At 57.6% G+C, this 23,802-nt stretch carries 26 protein-coding genes; 15 read left to right on the plus strand and 11 right to left on the minus strand.

What is annotated here, in order from left to right; translation table 11 throughout:
• Positions 1-56 precede the first annotated feature (56 nt).
• Entirely contained in the window at positions 57-644 is a 588-nt protein-coding gene (locus AC2FGE_RS01280) for a helix-hairpin-helix domain-containing protein (RefSeq protein WP_496817384.1), read from the plus strand.
• 53 nt (positions 645-697) lie between these two features.
• Here AC2FGE_RS01280 and serS read toward each other — a convergent pair whose 3' ends face one another.
• Complete coding sequence (gene serS / locus AC2FGE_RS01285; protein ID WP_496817385.1) at positions 698-1,990, minus strand: serine--tRNA ligase; 1,293 nt, start codon at positions 1,988-1,990, stop codon at positions 698-700.
• Positions 1,991-2,076: 86 nt separating this feature from the next.
• Positions 2,077-3,738: a mechanosensitive ion channel family protein gene (locus AC2FGE_RS01290; RefSeq protein ID WP_496817386.1), complete on the minus strand. Its 1,662-nt coding sequence runs from the start codon at positions 3,736-3,738 to the stop codon at positions 2,077-2,079.
• Between the two features lie 200 nt (positions 3,739-3,938).
• Here AC2FGE_RS01290 and yajC point away from each other — a divergent pair, with 200 nt between their 5' ends.
• The 10 genes from yajC to AC2FGE_RS01340 all read left to right on the plus strand — a co-directional run bounded on the left by yajC (position 3,939) and on the right by AC2FGE_RS01340 (position 10,932).
• Complete coding sequence (yajC, locus tag AC2FGE_RS01295) at positions 3,939-4,226, plus strand: preprotein translocase subunit YajC (RefSeq protein ID WP_170449793.1); 288 nt, start codon at positions 3,939-3,941, stop codon at positions 4,224-4,226.
• 33 nt (positions 4,227-4,259) lie between these two features.
• Entirely contained in the window at positions 4,260-5,921 is a 1,662-nt protein-coding gene (gene secD / locus AC2FGE_RS01300) for a protein translocase subunit SecD (protein ID WP_496817387.1), read from the plus strand.
• Between the two features lies 1 nt (position 5,922).
• Positions 5,923-6,891, plus strand: a complete 969-nt coding sequence (gene secF / locus AC2FGE_RS01305; RefSeq protein WP_353006374.1) for a protein translocase subunit SecF — start codon at positions 5,923-5,925, stop codon at positions 6,889-6,891.
• Complete coding sequence (locus AC2FGE_RS01310; protein WP_496817388.1) at positions 6,884-7,630, plus strand: TSUP family transporter; 747 nt, start codon at positions 6,884-6,886, stop codon at positions 7,628-7,630. The genes secF and AC2FGE_RS01310 overlap by 8 nt, the downstream gene beginning before the upstream one ends.
• Positions 7,631-7,639: 9 nt before the next feature.
• The gene (locus AC2FGE_RS01315) at positions 7,640-7,993 is read left to right on the plus strand and encodes an Mth938-like domain-containing protein (protein ID WP_496817389.1); all 354 of its coding nucleotides are present in this window, start codon (positions 7,640-7,642) and stop codon (positions 7,991-7,993) included.
• Positions 7,994-8,139: 146 nt separating this feature from the next.
• On the plus strand, positions 8,140-8,754 hold the full coding sequence (gene ccmA / locus AC2FGE_RS01320; protein WP_496817390.1) for a heme ABC exporter ATP-binding protein CcmA: 615 nt from the start codon (positions 8,140-8,142) through the stop codon (positions 8,752-8,754).
• On the plus strand, positions 8,751-9,407 hold the full coding sequence (gene ccmB, locus AC2FGE_RS01325) for a heme exporter protein CcmB (RefSeq protein WP_496817391.1): 657 nt from the start codon (positions 8,751-8,753) through the stop codon (positions 9,405-9,407). The genes ccmA and ccmB overlap by 4 nt, the downstream gene beginning before the upstream one ends.
• Positions 9,408-9,468: 61 nt before the next feature.
• Positions 9,469-10,242 carry a heme ABC transporter permease gene (locus AC2FGE_RS01330; RefSeq protein WP_496817392.1) on the plus strand — a complete coding sequence of 258 codons (774 nt, stop codon included), beginning with the start codon at positions 9,469-9,471 and terminating at the stop codon, positions 10,240-10,242.
• Entirely contained in the window at positions 10,239-10,397 is a 159-nt protein-coding gene (gene ccmD, locus AC2FGE_RS01335) for a heme exporter protein CcmD (RefSeq protein ID WP_496817393.1), read from the plus strand. Before AC2FGE_RS01330 ends, ccmD begins: the two co-directional genes overlap by 4 nt.
• Complete coding sequence (locus tag AC2FGE_RS01340; RefSeq protein ID WP_496817394.1) at positions 10,390-10,932, plus strand: DsbE family thiol:disulfide interchange protein; 543 nt, start codon at positions 10,390-10,392, stop codon at positions 10,930-10,932. Before ccmD ends, AC2FGE_RS01340 begins: the two co-directional genes overlap by 8 nt.
• On the opposite strand, the gene AC2FGE_RS01345 is transcribed toward AC2FGE_RS01340, so the two are convergent.
• Together AC2FGE_RS01345 and acnA are read right to left on the minus strand one after the other, a co-directional pair.
• Positions 10,927-11,619, minus strand: coding sequence for an SDR family NAD(P)-dependent oxidoreductase (locus AC2FGE_RS01345; RefSeq protein WP_496817395.1), 693 nt, complete (start codon positions 11,617-11,619; stop codon positions 10,927-10,929). The two genes, AC2FGE_RS01340 and AC2FGE_RS01345, sit on opposite strands and share 6 nt — an antisense overlap.
• A gap of 147 nt (positions 11,620-11,766) precedes the next feature.
• Positions 11,767-14,457 carry an aconitate hydratase AcnA gene (gene acnA, locus AC2FGE_RS01350; RefSeq protein ID WP_496817396.1) on the minus strand — a complete coding sequence of 897 codons (2,691 nt, stop codon included), beginning with the start codon at positions 14,455-14,457 and terminating at the stop codon, positions 11,767-11,769.
• Between the two features lie 226 nt (positions 14,458-14,683).
• Between acnA and AC2FGE_RS01355 the strand changes: the two genes are divergently transcribed.
• The gene (locus AC2FGE_RS01355; protein WP_496817397.1) at positions 14,684-15,385 is read left to right on the plus strand and encodes a DUF1223 domain-containing protein; all 702 of its coding nucleotides are present in this window, start codon (positions 14,684-14,686) and stop codon (positions 15,383-15,385) included.
• Here AC2FGE_RS01355 and AC2FGE_RS01360 read toward each other — a convergent pair whose 3' ends face one another.
• From AC2FGE_RS01360 to purB, 5 genes are all read right to left on the minus strand, one after another.
• Entirely contained in the window at positions 15,386-16,309 is a 924-nt protein-coding gene (locus AC2FGE_RS01360; protein WP_496817398.1) for a lysophospholipid acyltransferase family protein, read from the minus strand.
• 126 nt (positions 16,310-16,435) lie between these two features.
• Positions 16,436-17,530 (minus strand): flagellar motor switch protein FliG, encoded by a 1,095-nt coding sequence (locus AC2FGE_RS01365; RefSeq protein ID WP_496817399.1) that lies wholly within the window; start codon positions 17,528-17,530, stop codon positions 16,436-16,438.
• Between the two features lie 154 nt (positions 17,531-17,684).
• Entirely contained in the window at positions 17,685-18,224 is a 540-nt protein-coding gene (locus AC2FGE_RS01370; RefSeq protein WP_496817400.1) for a tetratricopeptide repeat protein, read from the minus strand.
• 104 nt (positions 18,225-18,328) lie between these two features.
• The gene (locus AC2FGE_RS01375) at positions 18,329-18,481 is read right to left on the minus strand and encodes a hypothetical protein (RefSeq protein WP_496817401.1); all 153 of its coding nucleotides are present in this window, start codon (positions 18,479-18,481) and stop codon (positions 18,329-18,331) included.
• Positions 18,482-18,595: 114 nt separating this feature from the next.
• The gene (gene purB / locus AC2FGE_RS01380) at positions 18,596-19,900 is read right to left on the minus strand and encodes an adenylosuccinate lyase (protein WP_496817402.1); all 1,305 of its coding nucleotides are present in this window, start codon (positions 19,898-19,900) and stop codon (positions 18,596-18,598) included.
• An 89-nt stretch (positions 19,901-19,989) separates the two neighbouring features.
• Between purB and AC2FGE_RS01385 the strand changes: the two genes are divergently transcribed.
• The 3 genes from AC2FGE_RS01385 (at position 19,990) to AC2FGE_RS01395 (ending at position 21,404) form a co-directional block, all read left to right on the plus strand.
• Entirely contained in the window at positions 19,990-20,322 is a 333-nt protein-coding gene (locus tag AC2FGE_RS01385; RefSeq protein WP_496817403.1) for a hypothetical protein, read from the plus strand.
• A complete protein-coding gene (locus AC2FGE_RS01390; protein WP_496817404.1) occupies positions 20,319-20,741 on the plus strand; it encodes a DUF6314 family protein in 423 nt (140 codons plus the stop codon). The genes AC2FGE_RS01385 and AC2FGE_RS01390 overlap by 4 nt, the downstream gene beginning before the upstream one ends.
• Before the next feature lie 75 nt (positions 20,742-20,816).
• On the plus strand, positions 20,817-21,404 hold the full coding sequence (locus AC2FGE_RS01395) for a biotin transporter BioY (RefSeq protein ID WP_496817405.1): 588 nt from the start codon (positions 20,817-20,819) through the stop codon (positions 21,402-21,404).
• A gap of 100 nt (positions 21,405-21,504) precedes the next feature.
• Here the strand turns inward: AC2FGE_RS01395 and AC2FGE_RS01400 are convergent, their stop codons facing one another.
• Both AC2FGE_RS01400 and AC2FGE_RS01405 read right to left on the minus strand, forming a co-directional pair.
• Positions 21,505-22,260 carry a glycosyl transferase gene (locus AC2FGE_RS01400; protein WP_496817721.1) on the minus strand — a complete coding sequence of 252 codons (756 nt, stop codon included), beginning with the start codon at positions 22,258-22,260 and terminating at the stop codon, positions 21,505-21,507.
• A gap of 104 nt (positions 22,261-22,364) precedes the next feature.
• The gene (locus AC2FGE_RS01405; RefSeq protein ID WP_496817406.1) at positions 22,365-23,582 is read right to left on the minus strand and encodes a bifunctional alpha/beta hydrolase/OsmC family protein; all 1,218 of its coding nucleotides are present in this window, start codon (positions 23,580-23,582) and stop codon (positions 22,365-22,367) included.
• Positions 23,583-23,802 lie beyond the last annotated feature (220 nt).

Genomic DNA, 23,802 nt, shown 5'->3' on the forward strand with positions numbered 1-23,802 from the left:
GGGTTGTATATCTGGTGTATATACGTATGTGCAGGGAATGAGAGAAAGGACCTATAATGACCGCAGTGACCAACGTAAAAGGTGTGGGAGACGTGCTCGCCACAGCCTTGGCAGCCAATGGCTTTAAGACAGCCGAAGCCATGGCAAAGGCCAAGCCCGAAGATCTGGTCAAGGTCCCCAGAATTGGCCTGGCGCGCGCGGCTGTTCTGATCGCTGCCGCCAAAGAAGCAATCGCCGCGAAACCCGCCACCGCGAAACGCGCTCCGGCAACGCGGCGTGCTACGACACGCAAACCGGCAGCCCGCAAACCTGCGACCCCAAAGACCGCTGCGCGCAAAACAGTCGCTGCCGCTGCCGCCGAAAAACGTGCGGAAGAGGCCGCGAAGAAAGCCGCCGAGGAAAAAGCCGCTGCAGAAGCTGCCGAGGCGAAGGCAAAGAAAAAGGCCAAAGCAAAAGCAAAGGCTGAGAAGGCTGCCAAGAAACGCGCCGAGATGGAGGCCGCGTTTTCGAAAGCCAAGGACAAGGTGAAGGCCAAGTCCAAGAAGGACAAGAAGTCCAAAAAGGACGATAAAAAGAAAGACGCTGGTAAGAAAGACAGCAAGAAGGAAGATAAGAAAAAAGATAAGAAAAAGGCGAAGAAGTGAACCCTCTTCGCCCATTTGTCTGAAAGACCGGCGCTTAGCGAAGCGCCGGTTTTTTATGCCAGTGTCCCGTCGGTTTGAAGCGTCAGCTTACCGCCCAGATAGGGGCTTAGAACCTTTGGCAAGGTGACGCTGCCATCTTCGTTCTGACCGTTTTCAAGTACGGCGATCAGGCAGCGGCCCACAGCCAGCCCAGAGCCATTCAAGCTGTGCACATATTCCGGCTTGCCGCCCCCATCGGGGCGGAAACGGGCGTTCATGCGGCGGGCCTGGAAATCCCCGGTGGTCGAGACCGAGCTGATTTCGCGATAGGTGTTCTGACCTGGCAACCACGCTTCGATATCAAAAGTGCGCCGCGCGCCAAAACCCATGTCGCCGGTGCACAGAACGACGGTGCGATAGGGGATGCCCAACTGTTCCAGCAGATCCTCGGCACAGCGCAGCATGCGTTTTTGTTCCTCATCCGATTTGTCCGGATGGGTAATCGAGACCATTTCGACTTTTTCGAACTGGTGTTGGCGCAGCATACCGGCGGTGTCCTTACCGGCGCTGCCGGCCTCGGACCGGAAACAGGCGGTGTGGGCGGTCATGCGGATGGGCAGGGCGGATTCGTCCAGAATGTCACCGGCCACCGAATAGGTCAGCGTTACTTCAGAGGTGGGGATCAGCCACCAGCCATTGGTGGTTTGATAGCTGTCGTCACCGAATTTCGGCAATTTGTCGGTGCCGTACATCGCCTCATCCCGCACCAAAACGGGGGTTTGCATTTCGGTCAGCCCATTCTGGTCGATATGGGTGTCCAGCATGAACTGGGCCAGTGCCCGGTGAATGCGCGCCACGCCTTTGGACAGGTTTACAAAGCGGCTGCCGCTGGTTTTGGCGGCGGTTTCAAAATCCATCGCGGCGGCAACGGCGGGGATGTCATAGTGCTCTTTCGGGTCAAACTCGAAGTTGCGCGGGTTTCCCCAGCGGTTCACTTCGACATTGTCATCCTCATCTGCGCCCTGCGGTACGTCGTCAGCGGGCAGATTGGCAATGCGGGCCAGTTGGTCGGTCAGCAGGGCGTCAAGATCCTTGGCCTCGTTCTGCATCTGGGCGATTTCGGCCTTTTTCTGAGCCACAAGCGCGCGCAGGCGTTCGAATTCAGCCTCATCCCCGCGGCCCTTGGCGGCGCCGACCTCTTTGCTGGCCTTGTTCTGTTCGGCCTGAGCTGTCTCTGCGGCCAGAATCTTGGCGCGGCGACTTTCATCCAGCCGCAGCAGATCTGACGACACCGGCGCGTCCCCACGGCGCGCAAGGGCGGCGTCGAAAGCGGCAGGGTTTTCGCGAATGGCGCGGATGTCGTGCATGGTTCAGATCCTTACTGCGTGAATCACTAACGCCGCTTATGCACCATATGGCGGCAAGGGTGTAGCACCGGTTAAGCGATTTCCGCCTAAGTCTTTTCATCCCCATCTTCTTCATGCGCCAGATGCCCGTCCCACCCTTCGGTCGGAATTTTGGGTTCTGGCGGATCGGCGATGTACGACGGTGTCATGATCTGGACGTTGTTCTCGTTGAACACAGCCACGATGTTACGGTGCAGATCAGATTTGATCTTCGGAATGATGCTGCCGCGCGTGGTATATCCATTGATCTGATAGTTGATCGCATAGTCAGCCAGCGCGGTCCACAACACAAAAGGCTCTGGCTTTGTTTTGATGCTCTTGGTGCGATGCGCGGCTTCGATCAGCATCGCCTCGATCTTTTCGGGCGGCTCCTCGTATCCGATGCCAACCGTTGTATGCAGCAACAGGCCGCTGCCATCGGTCTTCTTGGAAAAATTCACCACATCCGAATTCATCAGCTGGGAATTGGGGATCGAGATCAATTCGTTCTTAATGGATTTCAGATGGGTTTCCATCAGCTTGATCTGAACCACGTCGCCAATGTGATCACCGATCTGAATACGGTCCCCGATCGATGTGGAGCGGCGATAGATCACAAACAGCCCGGCCAGCATGTTCGACACGACCGAATTCGCGCCCAACGACAGCATGGCCCCCACCAGGATGGTCAGCCCTTGAAAGGCTGCCGAATCCGAGCCAGGAATATAGGGCACCGCAAAGACCAGCGCGATCAGCACGATGACAACACGGGCGATGTTGAAGGTTGGATTGATCCAGTGCCTTTCGAAGTCTTTCATCTCAAAAGAACCGGCCTCGACCGCGTCGAAAAACACCCGCATCCCCCGGATGATATAAAGCGTGATCCATGTGATCAGCGCCAGCATGATAAGGTTGGGAATGTAGCTGACGATGCCCCGGAAGATCAGCAGGACCGGCTCGGTCAGGTAGGTCAGCAGCAATTGGGCAAAGTACCGTGTCTCGGCAAACGACAGCAGCACGAAGGACAGGTAATAGTAAAAACCCAGAAAGAAGAGGACCAGCAGGATAAAGTTCAGACCATAGCGGATCAGGGCGGCAATCGCTTCGGCCTGTACGCTTTTGGCCGTCACGGTTTCGACGTCTTTCAAATAGCCTTGTACGATCTCCAGCGTACGCCGCCTGATCCGGCGGTGCAGCCAAAGGATAAACACAATGAAGACGACAAACCCAAAGGTCCATCCCGCCGCCTCGATTGCGCCCGAAACGCGGGCCTCATCGCTTCGGCTGGCGCGATAGGTGACGATTGCTTCGCGGATCGCATCTCCCTGCAACACGCTGATAATATCGATCTCCATCTGGTCCAGTTCAGCATCCGCTTCGGTTGCCACGGACACAATAACGCCATCTGCAAGAATCTCAGTTCCGAGCTCGCTGTCCCGATAGGTGATCTCGACATTCAGGCTTTCTGATGATTCAGCGATTTCAATGATCCTGTTCTGGACCCGCTCAGCCCGTTCATTGGCGGGCAGGGCAGAGGAGCCGCGCAGGAAGAAAAGCGGATCGCCGTCGATGACCACAGGCGCCTTGAACACTTCAGAGCTATCCGCATCAGTCTCCGACGGTTCAGCGGGGGCGTCCTGCGCCTGTCCTGCGGTGGATAGAATGGTGATCAGCAGCAGCGTGGATAGCAAAAGCTTCAGTAGCTGCAAGTATTTGTAGAGAAATCTCATCACGCCCCCCTAGGGCCAACTATACCCAAGATACCTCGTGTTCCTAGGGCATATCTGCAACGCTCTGTTCCGTCTTTGGGGCGGCAAAGGCAGTGCAGGTGGGTCACACCGCCGCCTTTGCTTGCAAACAGGCATATCAGCGCATAGGTTCCCGCCAAATTTGCGGAACGGTACCGCAGCACAAAGCAAAGGAATATCCCATGGAAGGTGGCGCAATCGCCCAGTTTCTCCCGCTGATCCTGATCTTCGCGATCATGTATTTTCTGTTGATCCGTCCGCAGCAAAAGAAGATGAAAGAACATCAGGCCATGGTCGAAGCGGTGCGTCGCGGTGATCAGGTTGTCACTCAGGGCGGTCTGATTGGCAAAGTGTCGAAGGTCAAGGAAGGCGAGAACGAGATCGAGGTCGAGATCGCCGAGGGCGTCAAGGTTCGCGTGGTCAAGTCGACCATCGCTCAAGTTCTGAACAAGACTGAACCTGCGAAATAAATTCGCCTGACAACCCCTTGAAAAGGCAGGGTTATGCTGCAAATTGATACCTGGAAGCGGGTTCTGATCGGGCTGGTCTGCGTGACCGGCCTGCTCTTGGCCCTGCCGAATGCGTTCTACACGCGGGTCGAGCTTTCGAACGACGCCAAAGCCGCCATCGAACTGGGTGCGGATACGCCAGACAACCAGGCTGATGCCGCGCTATGGCCGAACTGGCTGCCGTCGTCGCTGGTCAATCTGGGCCTTGATCTTCGGGGTGGCGCGCATCTGCTGGCCGAAGTGAAGGTCGAAGATGTTTACGAGGCGCGGATGGAAGCGATGTGGCCTGAAATCCGCGATGTGCTGCGGGATGAACGGGCCACTGTTGGCACGATCCGCAGACAGGATGCAGCGCCCGGAGAGATTCGTGTACGCATCAGCCAGCCCGAAGGCATGCCCCGCGCGCTGGAGGTTGTTCGGGGATTGGCCCGCCAGGTGCAAACCCTGACCGGAGTAGGTGCCACGGATATCGAGGCCCGCGCCGATGGGGACACGATCATAGTGCAACTGTCTGAGGCTGAAAAACTGGCCTCGGACGACCGCACCGTGCGCCAATCGCTTGAGATCGTGCGCCGCCGGATTGATGAGGTCGGCACCCGTGAACCAACCATTCAACGTCAGGGTTCGGATCGTATCCTGATCCAGGTGCCGGGGATCGGCAGCGCCGGAGAGCTGAAGGATATCATAGGAACCACGGCGCAGCTGACCTTTAACCCGGTGGTAGGGCCTGCGAACAGTTTGGACCAGCCTGTAGGAGTTGGTCAGACGGTCGTGCCTTCGGTCGAAGAGGGTGGACGAATATACATCATCGAATCCGCGCCGGTTGTAACAGGTGAGGAACTGGTAGATGCGCAGCCCTCCTTCGACCAGAACGGTCGCCCGGCCGTCAGCTTCCGCTTTAACACTTCAGGTGCCCGGAAGTTTGGTGATTACACTCGCGACAATATCGGCGCGCCTTTTGCGATTGTGCTGGATGATGAGGTCATCTCGGCCCCCGTCATCCAAAGCCACATCCCGGGTGGATCGGGGATTATCACCGGCAATTTCACCGTTGAGGAAAGCACCAACCTAGCGATCTTGCTGCGCGCAGGTGCCCTGCCGGCCGAGTTGGTCTTTCTGGAAGAACGCACAATCGGTCCCGAGCTGGGCCAAGACAGTATTGATGCGGGTAAGGTCGCAACCATTGTGGCCTTTGTGGCAGTGCTGGCCTTCATGGCGCTCAGCTACGGATTGTTTGGTCTCTTCGCCAACATCGCGCTGATCATCAACGTAGGCCTTCTGTTCGGCCTTCTGTCCCTGATCGGAGCCACGCTAACCCTGCCGGGTATTGCGGGCATCGTTCTGACGGTGGGTATGGCGGTAGACGCCAACGTGCTGATCTTTGAACGAATCCGAGAAGAACTGAAATCCGCCAAAGGCCCGGCGCGTGCGATCGAGCTGGGCTATGAAAAGGCGCTGTCGGCCATTGTGGACGCCAATGTTACCACCTTCATCACCGCCGTGATCCTGTTTGCCATGGGCAGCGGGCCGGTCCGCGGATTTGCGATCACACTGGGGCTGGGCATTCTGACCTCAGTCTTCACGGCGATCTTCGTAACGCGCCTACTGGTTGTCATGTGGTTCGAACGCCGCCGCCCGAAAATGATCGAGGTTTGACATGAGACTGAAACTCGTACCCCAGAACACCTCGTTCGATTTCTTCAGCCGCTGGAAGCTTTGGCTGGGTATCTCGGGCCTGATGATGGTCATCGCCTTCACCTCCTTCCTGTTGCAGGGGCTGAACTTTGGTATCGACTTCCGAGGTGGTACAACCATTCGGACACAAAGTGCGGTTGAAATTGACGTGGGCGCCTATCGTGATGCCATCGCGCCCTTGGGGCTTGGCGATGTGACGATCACCGAGATTTTTGACCCGACCTTTGGCCCGGACGAAAACGTCGCAATGATCCGCATCCAGGCGCAGGCTGATGCCGAAGCGGTCGAAGCTGCGACAATCACCGCCGTCGAAGAGGCGTTAAAAACCGTGATCCCGGATATTCAGTTTGTCTCAGTCGAATCGGTCGGCCCGAAAGTGTCTGGCGAATTGATCCAAACGGCGATCATCGCCGTGGCATTGGCCATCGGGGCAGTGCTGGTCTACATCTGGTTGCGCTTTGAATGGCAGTTCGCACTGGGGGCGGTTGCGGCCCTCGTGCACGATGTGATCCTGACCATCGGCATCTTCTCGGAACTGCAAATCCGCTTTGATCTGGCCATCATCGCAGCACTGCTGACCATCGTCGGTTACTCACTAAACGACACAGTGGTTGTATTCGACCGGGTGCGCGAGAATCTGCGTAAGTACAAAAAGAAAGACCTCAAAGAGGTTCTGAACATCTCGATCAACGAAACGCTTAGCCGGACGGTGATGACCTCGGTCACGACTCTGCTGGCGCTGATCTCGCTCTATGTGCTGGGCGGTGACGTGATCCGCGGCTTTGTTTTCGCAATGATCTGGGGCGTGATCGTGGGAACCTATTCCTCGGTCTTCGTGGCTTCGACCATCCTGTTGTGGCTGGGGGTCAAGCGCGATTGGTCCAAACCGTCAAACAACGCGGGCAACCAGTTTGCCAACGTGGATGCCTGAGCTGTTCGGCCAGTCGCCTCAGGGGCTGGCCATCATTGTCTTTGCCGCAGGTCTCAGCGGTGTAGTGCGCGGGTTTTCGGGTTTTGGAACTGCGCTCATCTTCCTTCCCCTCGCAACACCGCATCTGGGTCCGTTTGGTGCCCTGATCGGTTTGACGATCATGGATATCTTCGGCCCGCTGCCCAACCTGCGTCGGGCCTGGAGGTCCGTGAATCAGGCCGACCTGAGGCGCCTCGTAGTAAGCTGCGCCTTAGTCTTGCCTGTAGGCCTATGGGTGCTCACCCAAGTTGACCCAGATGTGTTCCGCTATGCGGTCAGCGGCCTTGCGCTGGCCATGCTGGCGATCTTGATCCTGGGTTTGCGCTATCACGGTCGCATCAGTCGCATGATGGTCAGCGCGATCGGTGCCACAGCTGGGTTCCTGGGGGGCGTTGCAGGCTTGCCGGGGCCTGCTGTGATTCTGTTTTATATGTCACGCCCGCTGCCGGTTGAGGTGATCCGGGCAACAATCTTGTTGTTCCTCCTTGCCTTTGATTTCCTGCTACTGGGTTTTCTGACGGCTATGGGGCAAGTCACCTATGCAACCGCTGGCCTTGGGCTTGCGCTGGCCATACCCAATCTGCTGGGCAATTGGCTGGGCGGCTGGCTGTTCCGACCCGGGCGAGAGCGCCTGTACCGCAACGCGGCCTATTTGGCGATTGCCTTTGCCGCCTTGTCCGGCCTGCCGCTTTGGGGGTAAAGAATACCCATGCGATTGAATGAGATCACCTACACAAATGCCCAGCCTGTCGATGGATATGGCCCTGGTTTTTTCCGCATCGGTGGTCAAGTGCATCACGGTGGCGTGTTGACCGGCCCAACAGGAACAACACCTTGGGGCGGCTACGCGCAGGTCGACGATCTGCTGGCACTCACAGACATGGTCGATGTCCTCTTCATCGGCACGGGTGCTGATCTGACCCATATCCCCACCGACCTGCGCAATACTCTGGAAGAGGTGGGGCTGGGCGTCGAAATCATGAACTCAGCCGCCGCCTGTCGCACCTATAACGTGCTGCTCTCCGAAGGTCGCCGTATCGCGCTCGCCCTGATCCCCGTGTAACCGGGTCCCCCTTCATCTGGCCCAAAATATCCCGGAGAGCGCGAGAGGCTGGCCTCTCGCTCCCGCACTCGCCAGATATGCAAGCTTGTGAACCCTGCGGCAAATCCCTCCTTTTGCCTGCCTCTCCAATCAGATAAGCGAGGGATATGACACTCACGGTGACAGATCTGGCGATTGTGCGTGGCGGTATTCCGGTGCTCGAAGGGCTGAGTTTTTCACTCAACTCCGGTCAGGCACTGATCCTGCGCGGGCCGAACGGGATCGGCAAAACGACGTTATTGCGCACTTTGGCAGGGTTGCAACCGCCACTCTCCGGACGCATCGACGGGGGTGAAGATCAGATCGCATATGCTTCACATTCGGATGGGCTGAAACCAACCCTGACTGTGACAGAGAATCTAACGTTCTGGGCTGCAGTCTTTGGAACACATGACATCCAGCCCGCATTGGATGCCTTTCAGCTGAATGCGCTTGCAGATCGCCATGCGGGTAACCTGTCAGCAGGACAAAAGCGGCGGCTGGGCCTTGCGCGTATGCTGGTGACGGGACGACCCATCTGGGCCTTGGATGAGCCTACCGTGTCACTGGACAAAAGCGCGGTGCAGATGTTCGCTTCAACCGTGCAAAGACATCTGGGGCAGGGTGGATCCGCCCTGATTGCCACTCATATCGATCTGGGTCTCGTGGCCGAGGTCATGGATGTGGGCCCTTACAAAGCCAGGTTTAATCCTATCGATGACCTGGACGGAGCGTTCCTGTGATCGCTCTGCTGCTGCGTGACCTGAAACTGGCCTTTCGGGCCGGGGGCGGCTTTGGCCTGGGCTTGGCCTTTTTCCTGATCGTGACCGTTCTGGTGCCCTTTGCAGTAGGTCCGCAATCGGCGCTGCTGTCCACCATCGCGCCCGGCATCCTCTGGCTTGGGGCGCTCCTGGCCTGTCTTCTCTCTCTTGATCGTCTCCTGGCTCTGGATTGGGAAGATGGGTCACTGGATCTTCTCGCAACGGCCCCATTGCCGCTTGAGGCGATTGTCTCCATCAAGGCGCTCGCACATTGGATCACCACAGGCTTGCCATTGGTCTTGGCAGCCCCTTTCCTGGGCATCTTGCTGAACCTGCCAGTACCGGGCTTTTCGTGGCTGGTGATCTCGCTGCTGCTGGGCACCCCGGCCATGAGCGTGATCGGTACCTTCGGCGCCGCCCTGACCGTTGGGCTCAAGCGCGGAGGTTTATTGCTGTCACTGCTGGTGTTGCCGCTCTATGTTCCGACCCTGATTTTTGGGGCAGAGGTCGCCCGTCGTGGTGCGACCGGAATGGATACACAGACCCCGCTGCTGATGCTGGCCGGGATCACCGCAGCCACCATTGCCTTGCTACCATTTGCCAGCGCGGCTGTGCTACGGATCAATCTGCGGTGAAGCGCCACATTCTTGACGGAGGTCAATTGAGAAACTGCCCGTTTCAGACTAGATATCAGCCATGACAATCGCAGCCAGAGCCAACGCCCTTTGGGAATATGCCAATCCGCGCAAGTTTCTTGCCACCAGCGAACGCGTCTTGCCGTTTTTCTGGATCACGTCAGCGCTGTGTCTGATGGTCGGGCTTGTCTGGGGCTTTTTCTTCACGCCGGACGATTACAAACAGGGATCGACCGTCAAGATCATCTATCTGCATGTTCCTGCGGCATTGATGGCCATCAACTGCTGGCTGATGATGCTGGTGACCTCGCTGATCTGGCTGGTGCGCCGCCACCATGTCAGCGCCCTGGCCGCGCGGGCGGCAGCCCCGGTGGGTATCGTCATGACACTGATCGCGCTGGCAACCGGGGCGATCTGGGGTCAACCCATGTGGGGCACATGGTGGGCGTGGGATCCGCGCCTGACCTCATTCCTGATCTTGTTCCTGTTCTACCTTGGCTATATGGCGCTTTGGGAAGCCATCGAAGACCCTGATACGGCCGCTGACCTGACCTCAGTTCTGTGTCTGGTGGGCTCGGTCTTTGCGATCCTCAGCCGATATGCGGTGAATTTCTGGAATCAGGGCCTGCATCAGGGCGCATCCGTTATGCGGGCCGGAGCCATCACAGGCACAGATACCGAGGAGAAGGTGAGCAACATCTTCTTCTACCCATTGATGGTTTGCATCATTGGTTTTGTTTTGCTGTTCATCGCGCTGGTTCTATACCGCACAGGCACTGAAATCCGCGCGCGGCGCGTCAAGGCTCTGCTGGCACGGGAAAGGGTGGGCGGATGATCCCCGATCTTGGAAAATATGCAGATGCAGTCCTGTGGTCTTATGCTGTTTCAATCGGCTTGCTGCTGGCGCTTGTTGCATTCAGCGTGATACGCGGCCGCAAGGTGCGGGCCGAGATGGAAAAGGTCGAACAAAGAATGATGCGCAATGGCTAAGATTTCACCTTTGATGATCGCGCCGCCACTGATCTTCGGTGCTTTTGCAGTTCTTGCCGGAATTGGCATGTTCCGTGAGGACCCCGACGCGCTGCCCTCTGCACGCCAAGGGCAGCCCGCGCCACCTGTTATCCTGACCGAGTTTCCCGGCAAAACGTTGTTCGATGATGAAACGCTAAGGGATGGCAAGGTTAAGCTGGTCAACTATTGGGCCAGCTGGTGCGCCCCGTGCCGGGCCGAGCATCCCAACCTCGAAGCGCTGTCTGCCGAAGGCATACCCGTCTACGGCATCAACTACAAAGATCAGTTGGATAATGCCGAAAGCTTTCTGAAAGAACTGGGTGACCCCTATTCAGGCATAGGCCGAGACGAGCAGGGGCGTATGGCGCTGGACTGGGGCCTCTACGGTGTGCCCGAGACCTACGTGATTGACGGCGACGGTACAGTGATCCTGCGCTTCGCCGGGCCGATCACGCAGCGTGTCATCGAAAGCACGATCCGGCCTGCTCTGGACCAGGCGGCAGGCGGGTCATAACCGATACCCGCCGGTCACGCCCAGAACTTCACCCGTGATGAAACTGGCGTCATCAGAGGCCAAAAACCGAACGGCCTTTGCAATATCTTCTGGCCGGCCTACGCGTCCAACAGCGGTATCCTTGACGAATAGGGCGGTCAGGTCGTCCGGGCGCGGGGCCTCGGGGATGTTGATCGCGCCAGGAGCCACAGCATTCACACGAATACCCTTCGGGCCCAGCTCTTTTGCCATGCCGCGCGTCCACAGGTTCAGTGCGGCTTTGCTGGCCCCATAGGTCACCGCATCCTTGGGTGGCAGAACGGCATTCATCGAAGAGATGCTGACAATCGCGGCGCCCGGTTTCAGATGCGGTAAAGCTGCGGTCAGCAAAGCAGCGGGCACCAGCAGGTTCAGGTCCAATATGGAGAGGTGATCATCCTTATCGAACACGTCTTTCGGGGTCATCGTAACCGCCCCGGCATTGTTCACGATCAGATCGAGACGTCCGAACTTTTCTAAGACCTGCTGAACAACGGTCTCGGGCTGCCCCTGCGCTGTCAGGTCAGACCGCAGGGCCAGGCACTCGCTTTTCTCCTCTGGTTCGCTCGTCAACCAGGTGAACGCCACATGGTGATCGCCGCGCAATTCGTCCACGATTGCCCGCCCAATTCCGCGCGCGCCGCCCGTTACCAATGCCACTTTGTCCATAATCGCCTCCTTGCGCTGACCAGACCCGGAATGCGCGCGATATTCAACTTCTTCTGTTCACAAATACCTCGGAGCGCGAGGCAGAGCCTCGCTGAAAATGAAAAAGGACGCCCTCGGCGTCCCTTTAAGGTCATGTAAAATCCGATCTCAGCCAGATTTGGCAAGGTTGCGCAGCACATAATGCAACACACCGCCGTTTTCGATGTATTCAATCTCAGGCGCGGTATCGATGCGGCATTTCAGAGTAATGGTCTTCTCGGACCCATCGCCATAAGTGATAGTACAGGGTACCTCTTGCAGCGGCTCGACCGTATCCAACCCATGGATCGACACTGTCTCATCGCCTTTCAAGCCCAGCGTCTTACGCGTGTCCCCGCTCGTGAATTCCAGCGGAATAACACCCATGCCAACAAGATTTGACCGGTGAATGCGCTCAAAGCTTTCGGCGATCACGGCCTTCACACCCAACAAGGCGGTCCCTTTGGCTGCCCAGTCGCGGGACGAGCCCGCGCCATATTGCTCGCCGCCGAACACCACCAAGGGCGTGCCCTGTTCCTGATAGGCCATCGACGCCTCATAGACCGAGGTCTGTTGGCCATCAGGTCCTTTCGTGTACCCGCCTTCGACGCCATCCAGCATCTCGTTCTTGACGCGGATATTGGCAAAGGTACCGCGCATCATGATCTCGTGATTGCCCCGGCGTGATCCATACGAGTTGAACTCGCGTGGCTGCACCTGCCGTTCGATCAGATACTTCCCGGCAGGGGTGGTGGTCGCGAACGACCCGGCGGGCGAGATGTGATCAGTGGTGATCATGTCCCCCAGGATCAACAGCACTTTGGCCCCATCGATATTCGAGATGGTACCCGGTTCAGCCCCCATACCCTGGAAATAGGGCGGGTTTTGGATATAGGTCGAGGTTGGCGGCCAGTCATAGGTTTCCTGTTGCGGCACCTCAACGCTCTGCCATTTCTCGTCGCCTTTGAAGACGTCGGCGTACTTCGACTGGAACGCTTCGCGAGTCACGGTCGCCTGAACCAGTTCCGCAATCTCGGCTTGGCTGGGCCAGAGGTCTTTCATGTAGACATCGTTGCCATCCTTGTCCTGACCGATGGGGTCCGAAGTCAGGTCAATATCCAGCGTACCAGCCAGCGCATAGACCACGACTAGCGGCGGCGAGGCCAGATAGTTGGCGCGTACATCAGGTGAGATGCGGCCCTCAAAGTTGCGGTTGCCCGACAGTACCGACGTTGCGACCAGATCGCCTTCGGCTATGGCGTCGCTGATTTCTTTCTGGATCGGGCCCGAGTTCCCGATACAGGTGGTGCAGCCATAGCCCACAAGGTTAAATCCAATCTTGTCCAGATCATCCTGCAAGCCAGCAGCCTCAAGATAGGCCGAAACGACCTGTGATCCTGGCGCCAGAGAGGTCTTGACCCAAGGTTTGCGATCCAGACCCAGAGCTGCCGCTTTGCGTGCCACAAGCCCAGCCCCAATCATCACATATGGGTTCGACGTATTGGTGCAGGAAGTGATCGAGGCGATCACAACCTTGCCCGATTCCATCGTGTAGTCTTCACCTTTGACAGCGACTTCCTTGCCCATGGGGCGTTTGAACGTCTCAGCCATTTCCTTTGTGAAGGCGGCCTTGGCATCCGTCAGCGCAACGTAGTCCTGCGGACGTTTTGGGCCGGAAATCGCAGGTACGATGGTGCCCATATCCAGCGTTAATGTATCGGTGTAGATCGGTGCGTAATCCGAACCGCGCCACAACCCGTTTTCCTTGGCATAGGCTTCGACCAGCGCAATGCGGTCTTCGTCGCGACCTGTATTCCGCATATAGCGCAGGGTCTCCCCGTCGATGGGGAAGAAGCCACAGGTCGCACCGTATTCAGGTGCCATATTGGCGATGGTCGCGCGATCCGCCAGCGGCAGATGGTCCAGACCTTCGCCGTAGAATTCAACGAATTTGCCGACTACGCCTTTTTCACGCAGCATTTCGACAACCTTCAGAACAAGGTCGGTGCCGGTGGTGCCTTCGACCATGGACCCGGTCAGCTCAAAGCCCACAACCTCGGGGATCAGCATCGAGATCGGCTGACCCAGCATCGCGGCCTCGGCCTCGATCCCGCCGACACCCCAACCCAGCACGGCCATGCCGTTGACCATGGTGGTGTGGCTGTCGGTGCCAACCAGCGTGTCAGGATAGGCGACCTCCTCCCCGTTCTGATCGGTATCGGTCCAGACGGTCTGGGCGAGATATTCCAGGTTCACCTGGTGGCAGATACCGGTGCCGGGGGGCACAACGCGGAAGTTATTGAACGCGGTCTGACCCCATTTCAGGAACTGATACCGCTCCATATTTCGCTCATATTCGCGGTCCACGTTCATCTGAAAGGCGCGCGGGTTGCCGAACTCATCGATCATGACCGAGTGGTCGATGACCAGGTCCACGGGGTTCAACGGGTTGATCTTTTGCGCGTCGCCGCCCAGGCCTTTGATCCCGTCGCGCATCGCGGCGAGGTCGACGACCGCCGGAACACCGGTAAAATCCTGCATCAGAACACGGGCAGGGCGATAGGCGATCTCTCGCGGGTTCTTACCGCCATTCGCACCCCATTCGGCGAAGGCCTTGATGTCATCGACCGAGACCGAGAAACCCTCATCCTCGAACCGCAGCATGTTTTCGAGCACTACTTTCAAGGCGGCGGGCAGGTTCGAGAAATCGCCGAGACCGGCCTCTTGCGCGGTTGGGATCGAATAGTAGGAAATGGATGTGCCATTCACACTCAGGCTGCGGCGGGTTTTGGCGGTGTCCTGTCCGACTTTGATGGGCATCTTCTGGCCTCCCTCTCAAATAACTTGGATTATGGGGTCGCTACGCTTTATCTGCATCACCAGGGCTGTCGGTTCAAGGGCGATCAGCGCGTTTGATGTGTATTTTGTATACTATTGTACACAATAACCCAAGGACATTCTTACCGCGTTTCAAGAAACCTTGATTGGAGGTTGAACGTCAAAGCAGCTAAACCTTCTGAGCAGCCAAACTAGCCAAGGCCTACCGATGTTTAAAGCCACTATAGTCACAACCGCTCTTGCTCTTTTGCTCGCGACCCACGCTGCGGCCGAAGAAGACCCGGTTGTGATCGAGCTGTTTACCTCGCAGGGGTGTTCATCCTGTCCACCAGCTGACCGGATCATGCAAGAACTCGTGAAACGCGACGATGTGATCGGTCTGGCGCTGCATGTGGACTATTGGGACTATATCGGCTGGAAAGATGAATACGCGGATCCTGATCACACGGTGCGACAGCGCGCCTATGCGCGTCAGGGCGGGCGGTCGATGATCTATACACCTCAGATGGTGATCAACGGGCAAGAGGATGTGGTCGGTGCCAAAGCAGGCGAGTTAAACCAGCTGATCGAGACTCATTTGGCTGCCGTGCCCCAGGCCACGGTTCGGGCCCGTCGTGATGGGGATGCTGTACTGGTCGATGTTTCCCCGGTCACATTGTCCGATGGGCAGATATATGATGTGCGGGTGGTTCAATATTCTCCGATGCGGCATGCTTCGATCCGTCGGGGTGAGCTGGCGGGCCATGACCTGGACTATGCCAACGTTGTTGAAAGCTGGCAGATCGCAGGTCAGTGGGATGGCACAGCGCCGCAAAGTTTTGAGACCGCGCTGAGCGCAGATTTTCCTGCCGTCGTGCTGGTGCAACAGGTTGGTCACGGACCCATTGTCGCCGCCACCAATGTGAAATGATCAGGGCATTTCTTCAAGGCTGACGCCCAGGCCGTTCCAGTGCTTCCAGCGGCGGTGAATCCAGAACCACTGGCCCATATGCTGGCGAACGACCTGCTCCAGATCATTGTTGGTGAACTGTGTCATCTCTTGCGGTGTCGTGTGCGGAACGGGGTCGTGCAGAATGATCTCAAAATCCAGCCCGTTGGGCTGACGAACCGCGTAGCAGGGGATCAGGACCGCTTTGTATTTTATCGCCAGTTCAGCATTCAGGACCGATGTGATCGCCGGTTTGCCAAAAAATTGTAGCTGTTCGCCACCTTGCGAATGCAGGTCCGAGACGATGGCGATAATACCGCCATTCTTGAGAGACCTGACCATCTCGACCATGCCGCGCCGACCTTGTTCGAACATGGGTGAGCCGGATTTGTAGAAGGCTTCGACATATGCGTCGTTGAAATAAGGATTTGCCATCCGGCGATACAGGCAGCCAATCGGTTTGTCACTGCGGTGCTGCAAAGCAACGCGCGCGGCCAGGTAGTGCCCGAAATGCGCGGTGATCATCATGACCGGACGACCTTCGGCAATTGCTGCGTCAAAGGCTTCGATCCCGGGCCCGCTTATTTTTGCGTGTTTCTGACGTTCGATGAACCCCTCGGGCGAAAAATGCTCCATGATCGCGCGCCCGGCGTTGTCAGAGACATCGCTGCTGATCTTTCTTGCCTCGGCTTCCGAAAGTTCTGGGCAGGTGAGGTTCAGGTTTCGCAGAACCCGTCGGCGAAAGCCGACAATGGGGGCAAGGCCGCGCACGATCGCGCCCATTGCGGGGATGCGCCGCTCGTAAGGCAGCAGGCGCATGGTGCCGATGACCCCCTTCAGGAACAGATTGGCGACATAGTACTTTGCAAGCTCACTTCGGCTGAGCTTTGACTTTTCGACGGGCATGAATGCGTCTCACCGCGTTTTGCGAATTTTGAGATCAGACATATAGGTCAAAACCCGCAAGCTCAAGCGGTCAGCCGCGGTTGATACGGACCGGTTGGTTACACCCGGGTTTGCAGGGCACAGGGTCTATTCGTCCTCGTCCTCGGTTTCGACCAGAACGATCGTGCCTGCGTCAACCAGCGTCCGCACGGCGCCGACGATTTGGGTCATTGCCTCTTCGGCTTCGGCCTGTTTGACGCGCCCGCGTTCACCCATTTCTTCGCGCAGGTTATCGGCCATGCGGGCGGAGATGTTCGACAACAGAAACTCAACCGATGCCTTGTCATCATCTGCCGCAGCGCCCGCCAAGGCGGTGATGAGAACCGGTTGTTCAACCTCGCGCAAGACCGCTGGGATATCGCGTGCCTGAATGCGGGTCTGGATATGCGCGAAGGTGAAAATGGATTGACGAACAACGCTGGCGAAATCGGCATCTTCGGCATCCAAAGCATCCAGCAAACCGTCGCGGGTTGCAGCAGCGGATTGGTTCAGGATGGCCCCGACACGCGCGCCCGGGCCATCGCTGAACGCTTGGGCCGGGCGTTGATCCAATTGTGAGGCCAGCGACCACCCGATACGTTCCACCGCTTCGGGTGTGACGCTGGCGGTTTTTGATATCGCGTAAGTTATTCGGCGCGCGACCGGGCCGGGCAGGTGACCCAGCAGCTGCGCTGCCTGCGCCGTATCGAGCTTGGACAGCATCACTGCGGCCACCTCGGTGCTTTCGGCTTGCGCCATGCCTGCCAGTTCTTCGGTTGGGATTTCCCGCAACCGCTGCCAAGGGTCCCCGATCTGCCGAACACCGGCGACCTTGCGCAAGCGTGCTGCCGTCGCAGGGGCAATTTTACCGTTTATGGCATCCAACGCGCCTGCCAGCCCGTGGGGAAAGGACAGCCCAATGTTATCAAGCGCATCACCGAATTCTCGCGCAACAGAATCCAGTGTCACGCGATCCACCAAACCCATCTGGCCAAGCTGATGTGTAAGTCTTTCCTGCAGATCGTCTGGCAGTTCCTCCAGCGGGATATCCGCGCCTTCGTTCAGCAACAGCCGCACAACAACGGCCGCTTTTTGCAAACTGCTCAGCGATCTGGGGACGATCTTGGCAGCGTTGCTTTCAGTGCCCGCAGCGGGCGGCGTCGCCCCCGGTGCCATTTGTATCAGTGCGTTTGTATCCTGCATGTGCCTGCCGAGCCGTAGTCAGTTCCACAGGCAGAATAGCAAGTGTCGGGTAAAGAAAGGCTGAAGCCCAATGCACTAAAACAAGCGCATCGCCAGCCCCGGCTGATGTTTTTGCATATCCGGGATGCTGGCGATGTGCCGCTGTTCAAAGGCTTTAGTAGCTGTACGTCAGCCCGGTCCGGATGGCTTCGCGCAATGAGGCCTCGGCCCAGGTGCCTTCGCCGCCGCGGGCCTTGATCTCGCGCCACTGTTCAATGGCCAGATCGGTTTTGCCCTCGGCTACGAAACCCTGCCCCATATAGCTGCGGGCCAGAATGTTGTCAGGGTTGACATCAATGGCTTTTTCATAGAACAGGTTCGCCAGCTCAAGCTCACCCATCTTGCGGTAGGTGAAGCCCCAGTAGGTCTGAACACGATCGTCGCGCTGATCCATGATGCGCAGGATACCCTGAGCGTTTTTGTACTGGCCGTCATAGGCCAGCTCACGAACCGCATCGTAAAGCTGATCGTCAGAGAAATTGCTTTTGTTCGGCTTTACGCATTTGCCGGCCGCTTCGTCATACACGCGGCCGAACAGGCACTTCTTAGTTGTGTTCGTGGGTTTTGGCGGATTGCTATCACCGCCAGCGGCATGGACGGCAGGGGCAAAGGCAAAGGCTTGAAACGCGATTGCGGATGCTAGGACAAGGCGCATTATTCTACTCCGTTCTCAGGACTGCTTTTTGAAATCATAGTGTGATCTTCCAAAAAGCTAACACCGGATCGGTCGCATTTATTCACAAACAGGAAAGAATTTCCTCAGCTGTTGATGATTTTCAGGCAGCTTTGGGTTTCCTGGTCCCAGGTCGTGCCTTCGATACAGGACTGGGTTTGCTTGGTATGGGCGCTGCAAGCCAGGCTGGCTGAGGCCATGCAGACAAGTGCGATTGAGTAAAATACGGTTCGGATCATGATCTGTCCTTTTCGCGGAAACATCGCCACCAGACTACCCGATTCCCGTAGATTCACCAAAAGCCCGGCCAGCATCAGGCTAGCCGGGCTTTTTTTTTGAGTTACCGCAGGTGCTTATTCCCCAAACACACGTTCGAAAATCGTATCGACATGTTTGGTGTGATAGCCGAGGTCGAATTTTTCTTCGATTTCCTCGGCGCTCAGCGCAGCGGTGACATCGGCGTCCGCCAGCAATTCTTCTTTGAAGTCGGTCCGATGTTCCCAGACCTTCAGCGCGTTACGCTGAACCATGGCATAGGCGTCTTCACGGCTGACGCCTGCCTGGGTCAGGGCAAGCAGAACACGTTGGCTCATGACCAGTCCGGGGAATTTGTTCATGTTTTCCAGCATGTTTTCCGGGAAGATCAGCATCTTGTCGATCACGCCGGTCAGACGGGCCAGCGCAAAATCCAATGTGATCGTGGCATCGGGGCCGATCATACGCTCGACCGAGGAATGCGAGATATCGCGTTCATGCCACAGCGCCACATTCTCCATTGCCGGGATTACGGCGGCGCGGACCATGCGGGCCAGACCCGTCAGGTTTTCGGTCAGAACAGGATTCTTCTTGTGCGGCATCGCCGACGAGCCTTTTTGACCCATCGAGAAGAACTCGGCCCCTTCCAGCACCTCGGTCCGCTGCATATGGCGGATCTCGATGGCGATGTTTTCGATACTGCTTGCGATGACGCCCAGCGTGGCAAAAAAGGCTGCATGGCGGTCGCGTGGAATGACCTGCGTGCTGATCGGCTCGGGGACCAGACCCAACTGGTCGCAGACATGTTCTTCGACGCGCGGATCGATATTGGCGAAGGTGCCGACCGCGCCACTGATCGCGCCGGTGGCAACTTCCGCGCGGGCATCGCGCATGCGGGATAAGTTGCGATCCATTTCAGCATAGAAGCGCGCAAAGGTCAGGCCCATGGTGGTGGGTTCCGCATGGATGCCGTGGCTGCGGCCGATGCGGACGGTGTGTTTGTGTTCGATTGCACGGCGCTTCAGGGCCGCCAACAGACTTTCGAGATCCGCGATCAGAATGTCAGCGGCGCGGGTCAGCTGCACGTTCAGGCAGGTGTCCAACACGTCTGATGAGGTCATGCCCTGATGCACAAAACGCGCCTCTTCGCTGCCGACATGTTCAGCCAGATGGGTCAGAAAGGCGATGACGTCGTGTTTGGTGACCGCCTCGATCTCATCAATCCGCGCCACGTCAAATTCCACATCCTTGGCTTTCCACACGGCCTCGGCGTTTTCGCGCGGGATCACGCCCAGATCGGCCATGGCGTCGCAGGCATGGGCCTCAATTTCGTACCAAATGCGGAATTTGGTTTCAGGCGACCAGATGGCGACCATATCGGGGCGGGAATAACGTGGAATCATTGGCAGCATCGCCTTATTGTGATTGGGCAGTGGGTGATGCCGCGGGGTTTAAACCTGCGCAGCCAGCGGAACAAGACGAGAGTACGGATATGAGACGGTTTGCCCTGATTCTAGCGATCTGGCCGGGTGTTTTGGCCGCCAGCGAATTCCGTGCGTTGTCAGGTCCCGAAATCCGAGCCGCATTGACGGATCAGAAGCTGGATTATGGAAACGGTGCTTGGCAGACCTTTGAGGCCTCGATGCTGACGCAGTATTTTTTGGGCGAACACAGTGCAGGCCGGTGGGCCGTTCGGGAGGGTCGCTATTGCTCGCTCTGGCCGCCCTCGGACCTGTGGGCCTGTTATGATGTTCAACAGAACGGCCAGACGATCCGGTTCATTGATGATGCGGGCAACACAACGGATGGGGCGTTTGCGGAATGACCCTGCCACGCGAACTGAAGGATTTCGCGGGAACCTGGTCGCTGATGCGGAAAATCCGTGATGACAAGGCCGGGCAGATTGTGCAGGCCGATGGCCATGCTAATCTGGTACCGGATGCCGATGGTCTGATCTATAGCGAAGAGGTGACGGTGCGCATGCCCGGCCAGCCGCCGATGAAGGGCACGCGGCGCTATCTCTGGCAGCCAGATGGCGATCGCATTGCCATTCATTTTGAAGACGGTCGGTATTTTCATGCGCTGAAGCTGGGTGCAACCACCGCGGCCGACCATCATGATTGCCCCCCTGACAGCTATGATGCACATTATGATTTCTCGGGATGGCCGCGCTGGACAGTCCGCTGGACCGTGTCTGGGCCGCGAAAATCCTATGAAATGGAAACCAAATACACGCTGCGATAGCGTAATCATCTTGCAGCAGACGCCCGGAACAGGCATTGCTGCAGGTGCAAACAAGTCCGAATGTGGAGATATGAGATGAACGCAAACGTATTGGCCAACGCATTTGGCCCGCGCGAAGGGACGGCGCTGCGCGTCAAACAGGTGGCTCTGGTTGTTCTGGGCATCGTTGCATTGGCCGTTGCCGCAAAGATCAAAGTGCCGATGTGGCCGGTTCCGATGACAATGGGTACCTTTGCCGTTCTGACCATCGGCACAGCCTATGGGGCACGTCTGGGTCTGGTGACCATGATGGGATATCTGCTGGTCGGCGCTTTGGGCTTTGACGTTTTCGCCGGCTCCTCGGCTGAGAAATTCGGCCTGACCTATATGATGGGTGGCACGGGTGGCTACCTGGTTGGCTATCTGCTGACCACCGTTTTGCTGGGCTCTCTGGCCGCACGCGGCTGGGACCGGTCGGTTGGCAAACTGGCATTCGCACTGCTTTTGGCCAACGTGCTGATCTATGTTCCCGGTCTGCTGTGGCTGGGCCAATTGTATGGTTGGGACAAGCCGATCCTTGAATGGGGTCTGACACCATTCCTGGCAGGGGATGCGATTAAGCTGGCTCTGGCTGCTCTGCTGATCCCTGCGGTTTGGAAACTGGTCGGAAACGCACGCGGCTAACCGCGATTGCCATTTTCAATCTGAATGACCCGCGCCGGAGAGATCCGGCGCGGTTTTTTCGTTTTTGAGATTTTGCATAGCTTACGAAAGCGAGTCGAAACTAGTTGCGTTCGGCCCGATCCCAGATCCGGGCAACCCAGCTTGCAGGTCGAAAGTACTGCCGTATCGCGCGGAGTTTGTGCTTTGACCTGAGCGCCCGCAGAATATGCTGCTTCGGGGGCAGGTGCGGAACCGCGTCGTTATATTGCCCCTTGATCGCGTCCGGCGGGCTCAACGATCCGGCAAAGACGACCACGCGGGTGCCTTTGGGCGGGCGTGTGTCCTTGAAGTAGTTCAGCGGGAAAGTCGGAATGCATTCAATGCGGAAATGGCGAACCCATCCGGTTGGCCAGAACTTCACCCCGTTTGGCGCATTCTTCGTGACGAAATGCTGCTCGAACCGATATTTGTCGGCCACGCCCTGAGGGTCGGCGGCAAAGACATCCTGAAGCGAGGCGAGCGCACCAACCGGCATACGGTAGATTGAGGTCTGCCCCAACCGGTTCAACGGTTTGGCCACGTTGCGCGCCAGAACAACATCGTCCGCATCGCCAAACTCAAAGAAGGGATCCAGCGACCCTGTGATTGCAACATCCAGATCCAGGAACAGAAATGGCCCCTTTAGATCGGCCAGTTCAGCAGCCCAAAGCCTGGATTTCGGCCATTGGCCGATGGTGCGTTCGGGCATGAATCCCGGCATTTCGGGCAGGTCAAAGCATTCAACGCCGGTGTCGACCCCTTCGCGCGTGTCAGTAAACGCGACAAACCGAAACGGCGGCGTGGTGTTGGCACAGACCATCCGGTACAGACGGTTGATTTAGGGGGCACCGTAGCGCGTGCCCCAGTTGATGCAAACGATCTGTTTGTCCATGCGCCCGCCGCTTACTGCCTGATAGAGCGGCCTTGTGGCAGCTATTCCAATCAGTTGTCAATCAGTATGGTCGTAACAAGTGCCGAGCCTTCCAGCGTTCTGTGCACGGGGCATTTGTCGGCAATTTCCAGCAGCCGCTCTTTTTGTTCCTGGGTCAGAGGACCCTGAAGCCGGATTTTGCGATTGAACTGGTCCACTTTGCCTTCATTTGCCAGCCCAGCATCCTGTGCATGAACTTTGTCATGACACACGTCCACACTGATGCCGGTCAGAGGCCACCGTTTGCGTCTTGCATACATGCGAATGGTCATCGACGTGCAGGCCCCAAGCCCGGACGAGACGAACCCATAAGGCGACATTCCGCGATCTGTGCCGCCATATGACACAGGTTCATCCGCCACAGCATGATGGCGCGGCCCGGCCTGAATATCCTGCAAAAACCCACCCGGGTCTGCTTCGGTCACACGAATAACGCCTTCTGGCGCGCCGGGAGGTGGGGCCGGGGGGCGCAGGGGCACATATCGTGACACCCACGCAGCGATCACATCTGCCGCATATTCCGCATCCGCGGCACGGGTGATCAGGTGATCAGCGTCATCAAGCGTCACAAAGCTTTTGGGATGCTTGGCGGCCAGAAAGATGGTGCTGGCGTTGTCGATGCTGACTGTTTCATCCAAGGGTGCATGAAGGATCAGCAAGGCGGCTTTCAACTCTGCCACCGAGGGTGTTAGGGCCGTTTCAGCAATGTCGTCCACAAACGCTTTGCCAATGCGGAACGGTCGACCACCCAGCGAGACCTCGGCGCTGCCTTCCTGCTGTATCTCGGTCAGGGCCTGTTCGAAATGGTGCGAAACATGGCTGGGATCCGCAGGGGCCCCAAGCGTGACCACCGCTTTGACCGATGGGATACCCGCGCGAGCGCGCAGCACAGCGGCTCCCCCAAGTGAATGGCCAATAAGCAGGGCCGGGGCCATGTTTCGGCCAGCCAGATACGTCGCCGCCGCAATCAGGTCTTCGACATTCGATGTGAAAGTGGTGTTGGCAAACTCGCCCTCGGAATGCCCAAGCCCTGTGAAGTCGAACCGAAGCACAGCGATTCCCATCGCCGCCAATCGGGCTGAGATACGGCGCGCGGCAGGGATATCTTTGGAACAGGTGAAGCAATGGGCAAACAGGGCCGTCGCCAGAACCGGACCATCGGGTAAATCCAGCCGAGCGGCAAGTTGGCCGCCATCATGACCGGCAAAGGTGATGCGTTCCGTAGGCATTTCGGCTCCTTCCATTGGGGGCGTTTGCAATATTGCGATCATGCAGGGCCTGCCACAACCTATATGTCAAAGGCGTCACGGTAAGGTGAGGGACTGCCGTAAGGTTGGTGACGGGTTTGTGGTCCGTCATCGAAACCGGAAGATAAGTCATACATTCCGTTTTGTGATGTATAGTCAGTCAAACATTCGTTTTAATTATTTCACATAAAGACCCATCTAC

The organism is Ruegeria sp. YTSA075 (assembly GCF_059610245.1).

Bases quoted from the DNA above. Each gene is read 5' to 3' on its own strand.
- AC2FGE_RS01360 (WP_496817398.1), bottom strand. From the start codon at position 16,309: ATGCCCGTCGAAAAGTCAAAGCTCAGCCGAAGTGAGCTTGCAAAGTAC.
- AC2FGE_RS01375 (WP_496817401.1), bottom strand. From the start codon at position 18,481: ATGATCCGAACCGTATTTTACTCAATCGCACTTGTCTGCATGGCCTCA.
- AC2FGE_RS01395 (WP_496817405.1), top strand. From the start codon at position 20,817: ATGAACGCAAACGTATTGGCCAACGCATTTGGCCCGCGCGAAGGGACG.
- yajC (WP_170449793.1), top strand. From the start codon at position 3,939: ATGGAAGGTGGCGCAATCGCCCAGTTTCTCCCGCTGATCCTGATCTTC.
- AC2FGE_RS01330 (WP_496817392.1), top strand. From the start codon at position 9,469: ATGACAATCGCAGCCAGAGCCAACGCCCTTTGGGAATATGCCAATCCG.
- acnA (WP_496817396.1), bottom strand. From the start codon at position 14,457: ATGCCCATCAAAGTCGGACAGGACACCGCCAAAACCCGCCGCAGCCTG.
- AC2FGE_RS01340 (WP_496817394.1), top strand. From the start codon at position 10,390: ATGGCTAAGATTTCACCTTTGATGATCGCGCCGCCACTGATCTTCGGT.
- AC2FGE_RS01390 (WP_496817404.1), top strand. From the start codon at position 20,319: ATGACCCTGCCACGCGAACTGAAGGATTTCGCGGGAACCTGGTCGCTG.
- secD (WP_496817387.1), top strand. From the start codon at position 4,260: ATGCTGCAAATTGATACCTGGAAGCGGGTTCTGATCGGGCTGGTCTGC.
- AC2FGE_RS01310 (WP_496817388.1), top strand. From the start codon at position 6,884: ATGCCTGAGCTGTTCGGCCAGTCGCCTCAGGGGCTGGCCATCATTGTC.
- AC2FGE_RS01385 (WP_496817403.1), top strand. From the start codon at position 19,990: ATGAGACGGTTTGCCCTGATTCTAGCGATCTGGCCGGGTGTTTTGGCC.
- ccmA (WP_496817390.1), top strand. From the start codon at position 8,140: ATGACACTCACGGTGACAGATCTGGCGATTGTGCGTGGCGGTATTCCG.
- secF (WP_353006374.1), top strand. From the start codon at position 5,923: ATGAGACTGAAACTCGTACCCCAGAACACCTCGTTCGATTTCTTCAGC.
- ccmD (WP_496817393.1), top strand. From the start codon at position 10,239: ATGATCCCCGATCTTGGAAAATATGCAGATGCAGTCCTGTGGTCTTAT.
- AC2FGE_RS01315 (WP_496817389.1), top strand. From the start codon at position 7,640: ATGCGATTGAATGAGATCACCTACACAAATGCCCAGCCTGTCGATGGA.
- AC2FGE_RS01365 (WP_496817399.1), bottom strand. From the start codon at position 17,530: ATGCAGGATACAAACGCACTGATACAAATGGCACCGGGGGCGACGCCG.
- AC2FGE_RS01290 (WP_496817386.1), bottom strand. From the start codon at position 3,738: ATGAGATTTCTCTACAAATACTTGCAGCTACTGAAGCTTTTGCTATCC.
- AC2FGE_RS01345 (WP_496817395.1), bottom strand. From the start codon at position 11,619: ATGGACAAAGTGGCATTGGTAACGGGCGGCGCGCGCGGAATTGGGCGG.
- AC2FGE_RS01280 (WP_496817384.1), top strand. From the start codon at position 57: ATGACCGCAGTGACCAACGTAAAAGGTGTGGGAGACGTGCTCGCCACA.
- serS (WP_496817385.1), bottom strand. From the start codon at position 1,990: ATGCACGACATCCGCGCCATTCGCGAAAACCCTGCCGCTTTCGACGCC.
- purB (WP_496817402.1), bottom strand. From the start codon at position 19,900: ATGATTCCACGTTATTCCCGCCCCGATATGGTCGCCATCTGGTCGCCT.
- AC2FGE_RS01370 (WP_496817400.1), bottom strand. From the start codon at position 18,224: ATGCGCCTTGTCCTAGCATCCGCAATCGCGTTTCAAGCCTTTGCCTTT.
- AC2FGE_RS01355 (WP_496817397.1), top strand. From the start codon at position 14,684: ATGTTTAAAGCCACTATAGTCACAACCGCTCTTGCTCTTTTGCTCGCG.
- AC2FGE_RS01405 (WP_496817406.1), bottom strand. From the start codon at position 23,582: ATGCCTACGGAACGCATCACCTTTGCCGGTCATGATGGCGGCCAACTT.